A 4,494-nucleotide genomic window follows, 5' to 3' on the forward strand; every position below is an offset into this window, starting at 1 on the left:
CGGTACAAAATTACTCTAATCGGGGCAAACGCACAATAGGCGAAGAATAAGGTTAGTTAAACGGAGTTAATTGTAAGACAGTGTTTTACATGATTCAGTTTAAGGTTTGTTTCGGTCTGTTTAGATCTAATTTAATCGGTTCAGTACAAAATGAATGGAAATGGGGGATAGAGTCTTTAAGTGCATTGTTGGGAGCTGCAATTGTGACAGCAATAACGTGCATTTTGCTAAATTGGCAATCTAAGAAAGAAAGTGATGTAGACAAGAAAAAGAAAGTCTTTGATAACCGGGTAAAAGCCTATGAGTCGTTTTTGGATAGTCTGTGCAAAGTGGTTGTTAAAAATGAAGTTACGATAGAAGATGAAAGAATGCTTCAATTTGGTGTAGCAACTATAGGAATACATGCTACCTCAGAAAGGATGTTTCAACTAAGCAAAGATTTAAAAAGAATAGTCCAAAAAATTAGGGTAGATAATCCTGTCGATGGTTCTATTTGGAATGAAATAATGGATATAGCAAAAATGTTTCATTTATCATTATATGAGGAAGATGCTAAAGAAATGGATAACTACTTAAAAAAAGCAATACGCAATTTTAGAGGACTTTGCGTGAATAAAAATCATAGTATTTTGGAATATATTGAATGTATGTTATCTCCTTTTGACTTTGATACTCATATTGCCGATAATTGTTTATATATCAATATTCATATAAAGGATGATAAATATAATGAACTTAAAAAATTGTCTGAACAAGGTGACAATACCCCTAATCGGCTTTACGTGACTTTAAAAATAAACAATAGTACAGACGAGAGATACGCGGGTAAAATTGCTGTATATACAGGCGATAGTGCTGAAAAGCAAGCTAAAATGATTACTACAATCTATGATAATTATTGGATATTACCAGAAGAAAAGGATAATGAAGAGTTTCGTAAAAAAGACAAAGAGAAAAACATTATTGCTAATGTTGAAATGGGTATAATGGTTAGTAAAGCTTATGTTGTACCATTTTATGATTTGAGCAAAGAAGAAGTATATTCAACCATTGTGGATGTTTTGAGATATATTGATCAGTTATGGGATGAACCAAACAATCAATATTTGATACTATGTAAAGAAATGCATTCAAGCGAGACCATATGGACTCGTAAAAGGAGAAAATTGGCTGACTATGGAACTAATTTATAATATTATAATATGATTCATAAGTGGATTCTCAACAGTGCAGCTGCGAAACGGTTGAAGCATTTAACAGAAATCATTGCTCCTTCAATGGACGAACAGATAATGGCAAATTATCTTCGTGAACAGTGGAACAATTTATTTGGGAATACTAGGATAGATGTAATGGGTAACCTCTGTGCCCTGTCAACAATGGAAGGCACAACAGAGGCTTTACAAATAGGGGTGGTGGCTCATATGGACACTGTTGCTATCCAGATAACAAATATATTGCCAAACGGGATGCTGCAATTTCGCTCTATAGGTTTGCAACCACATACTTTACTTGGGCAATCAATGAAAGTGCTTACAAATAATGGGGTGATTAGTGGAGTAATCGGATTTGACCCAACTTCACAATACGGTCAGCCGAAAGGCTTAGTTCTTGATGATTTGTGGTTAGATATAGGTGCAAGAAATTGTGATGATGCCTGTCAGTTGGTTGAAGTTGGTAATTTAGCAGTTTTAGAACCTCGTTTAGAAGAAATGGAGAATAACTGTCTTTGTGGGACAGGTATTGATGATAGAATTGGACTTTTTGTTCTAAATGAATGTGTGATGTGGTTTGCTGAGCATAGTGTGCCTGTTAATCTATATTTTATAGGAACGGTACAAGAAGAACTTGGCCTTCGTGGTGCTAATACTGCTATTGCGAATCTTCCTTTAGATGCTTGCATCATCATAGATGTTGACTATGCCACAGACACTCCTGCGTCCCATGAGAATCAGATGGGACCGCTGCATTTAGGCAAAGGTGTTGGACTACACGCAAAAGCAGATAACAATCCCGTCCTAAGAAGAATTGCTAAAGAAGTTGCTAACAAACACCAAATACCATATCAGATCTCTTTAGGACGTTTTACATATGGAGGAACAGATGCATCTCCATTACAGATTCAAAATGGAGGAATTGCTACGCTCAATGTCAATATCCCATGTCGATACATGCACTCCCCTATAGAAATGTGCCATAAAAAAGATGTGGAAAGTGCTATTAGATTGATCATTGAACTTGTTGAGGAGCTTGGAACCCGCCAACAAAAAAAGTTTATACCTGGTATAGATTAATATTGAATTATCATGCAGATACTTCTCATCACTACAGCCCCCAATGGTGTCCTTGAATATCTTCGCAATAGGGAAGATGTAAAACTATATGTGGTAGACTGTTCTTCCTTGATTCCTCAGGAAACGCAAGAAGCAAATGCTAAAGCAATAAAGGAGAATATCTTGAATGCTATTAGAACTGAGCTAACTATTATAACGCCAGACGTCCTTCTTACATATCGTTGTCCTTGCATTTTACCTCCAGAAATATTCAGCATGGCAAAAATCACCGCTTTGAATATCCATCCCTCAATGCTTCCAAAATATCCTGGTGCCAACCCTTGGAAATGTATATATGAGAACAAGGAGAAAGAGAGCGGTGTAACAATCCATGTTATTGATGAAGGGATAGATTCTGGAACTATTATTGCTCAGAGGAAAATAGATGTTGATTTAGAAAAGGATATTAAATGGCATCAAAGTATCGTAGAGGGAAAGGCAATTGAAATGCTTAATGACATTTTGTTTGCACTGAATGATTCGGGTCACCTGCATAACCATGTGTGAGCGTACACTAAAAGCGTGATGTTTTTCGTTCTTACTTATAAGACACGAGATGTCACAATGAATCCACAATACGAAATACTTGCCAAATGTTTGTTGCCAACACATATGTTGGAATGGTTTGAACTGACCAATGTTGAGGTGAAGCCCAAGGAAAAGACAGCCACACAGGACACACAATCAGAGGAGAGTCCTGTGACCATTATCCATCTGTATCTTGACGAGAAAATCTGACGCCAGACAATCGAGAAGATTTGCACCCTAACGGTTTTACTCCAGCCAAAACCTTCCATGACTTTCCTATACGCGGTCAGGAGGTGCTGTTGCATGTGCGCCGCCGTCGCTGGCTTGACTCCGACAATCACAATGTCATGTCTGAGTTTGACTTCATACAGGAATCCACCCGCTGTTCAAAGGAACTGGCGGATTTTTAAAAGAAGCGTTCGGAAACGCTCCCTATAACGGCCCGTTCGTTTGAGAAAGACTATCAGATCAATGGCGATAATTTCGAGCGTTCATACAAGGAGACCATCAGTGGTTTCAAGACCTGGGAAGACGCAGGCCACGCAGAGGACTGGGTAATAATCCCGAAGAATATGGGCACTCATCTGAGCATAAATGAGACGTGTCTGTCCACAGGTGAGGTATATACCATCCTGTCCAACAAGGAGGCTCATGGGCGAAAGGGATGCCTCGTGGCCATTGTGAAGGGAACCAAGGCAAAGGAGGTTACAAGCGTCCTGAAGAAGATACCGGAAGCCGTCCGCCTGTTGGTTGAGGAAGTGACGCTTGATTTCTCCGACAGCATGCACCAGATTGTCAGTGTCTGCTTCCCCAAAGCGTTGATTACCCTTGACCGTTTCCATCACCAGCAGTTCTGTCTGGAGGCATTACAGGAAATACGCATAGGCCACCGGCGCGAGGTCATGACAGAGGTCGCTAATGCCAAGGATGACTTCAGGGCTATGATCAAAGACCTGATCAAGAGCGGAAAGCCGCTTGTAGACGCAGAAGGCAATCCCACCCGTAGCAATGCCGCATACCATCCTGAGAGGTTGAAGAACAACGAGACGAAGGCTGAGCTGCTCATGCGCAGTAAGTACCTGCTGATGGTATCACCAGAGAAGTGGACTCCAAGCCAAAGGGAACGTGCAGAGATACTCTTTGAGCTGTATCCTGATATAGAGATGGCGTACAGCCTGACACACTCTTTGAGGATGATCTTTGCCCAGAAGTGCGACAAGGAAGCAGGGCGTAAGAGCATCAAGAAGTGGTACGCCAAAGTAGGCGAGTTTGATAACAAAGCCTTCAATGACATAGCCGCAGCCATGTATGACAGGGAGGACGAGATACTCAACTATTTTGTGAACAGGTCAACCAACGCTTCTGCAGAATCGCTGAATGCTAAGATTAAGGACTTCAGGGCTCAGCTAACAGGTGTCATTGACAAAAAATTTTTCATCTTCAGACTGGTCAATATTTTCGGTTAATCCACGCGGTTATGCAGGTGACCCACTTTTTTACTGCCGCAAATTGTGGACCTTATTTTTTTGTATAGCGTTTGTTTAGCCCCTTTATTACTTGGTCGGTGATATTCAGAGCGGGGTCGGCATAGAGCAAACTCACATCTTGTTTGCCCAGAATCATGGCATAACGC

Annotated in this window: 6 protein-coding genes; all 6 read left to right on the forward strand. The window is 40.4% G+C overall.

The window, feature by feature from the left end; translation table 11 throughout:
• Positions 1-89 precede the first annotated feature (89 nt).
• Genes J6O61_RS05060 through J6O61_RS05080 form a run of 6 tightly spaced genes read left to right on the forward strand, consistent with a single transcriptional unit; the run spans position 90 to position 4,327 of the window.
• Complete coding sequence (locus J6O61_RS05060) at positions 90-1,193, forward strand: hypothetical protein (RefSeq protein WP_292210381.1); 1,104 nt, start codon at positions 90-92, stop codon at positions 1,191-1,193.
• A 9-nt stretch (positions 1,194-1,202) separates the two neighbouring features.
• On the forward strand, positions 1,203-2,294 hold the full coding sequence (locus J6O61_RS05065; protein ID WP_292210383.1) for a M42 family metallopeptidase: 1,092 nt from the start codon (positions 1,203-1,205) through the stop codon (positions 2,292-2,294).
• Positions 2,295-2,306: 12 nt separating this feature from the next.
• Positions 2,307-2,840, forward strand: a complete 534-nt coding sequence (locus J6O61_RS05070) for a formyltransferase family protein (RefSeq protein WP_292210386.1) — start codon at positions 2,307-2,309, stop codon at positions 2,838-2,840.
• A 57-nt stretch (positions 2,841-2,897) separates the two neighbouring features.
• Positions 2,898-3,071, forward strand: a complete 174-nt coding sequence (locus J6O61_RS05075; protein ID WP_292210387.1) for a hypothetical protein — start codon at positions 2,898-2,900, stop codon at positions 3,069-3,071.
• 20 nt (positions 3,072-3,091) lie between these two features.
• Positions 3,092-3,271: an ISAon1 family transposase N-terminal region protein gene (locus J6O61_RS19715; RefSeq protein WP_442861695.1), complete on the forward strand. Its 180-nt coding sequence runs from the start codon at positions 3,092-3,094 to the stop codon at positions 3,269-3,271.
• Between the two features lie 24 nt (positions 3,272-3,295).
• Positions 3,296-4,327 carry an ISL3 family transposase gene (locus J6O61_RS05080; RefSeq protein WP_442861696.1) on the forward strand — a complete coding sequence of 344 codons (1,032 nt, stop codon included), beginning with the start codon at positions 3,296-3,298 and terminating at the stop codon, positions 4,325-4,327.
• The last annotated feature ends 167 nt before the right edge of the window (positions 4,328-4,494 follow it).

It is taken from the genome of Butyrivibrio sp., from assembly GCF_017635265.1.
Classification (GTDB): Bacteria; Bacillota; Clostridia; order Lachnospirales; family Lachnospiraceae; genus Butyrivibrio.

What these genes read in the sequence shown, in the direction of transcription:
- J6O61_RS05060 (WP_292210381.1), top strand. Translation starts at nt 90, where the DNA reads ATGATTCAGTTTAAGGTTTGTTTCGGTCTGTTTAGATCTAATTTAATC.
- J6O61_RS05065 (WP_292210383.1), top strand. Translation starts at nt 1,203, where the DNA reads ATGATTCATAAGTGGATTCTCAACAGTGCAGCTGCGAAACGGTTGAAG.
- J6O61_RS05070 (WP_292210386.1), top strand. Translation starts at nt 2,307, where the DNA reads ATGCAGATACTTCTCATCACTACAGCCCCCAATGGTGTCCTTGAATAT.
- J6O61_RS05075 (WP_292210387.1), top strand. Translation starts at nt 2,898, where the DNA reads ATGAATCCACAATACGAAATACTTGCCAAATGTTTGTTGCCAACACAT.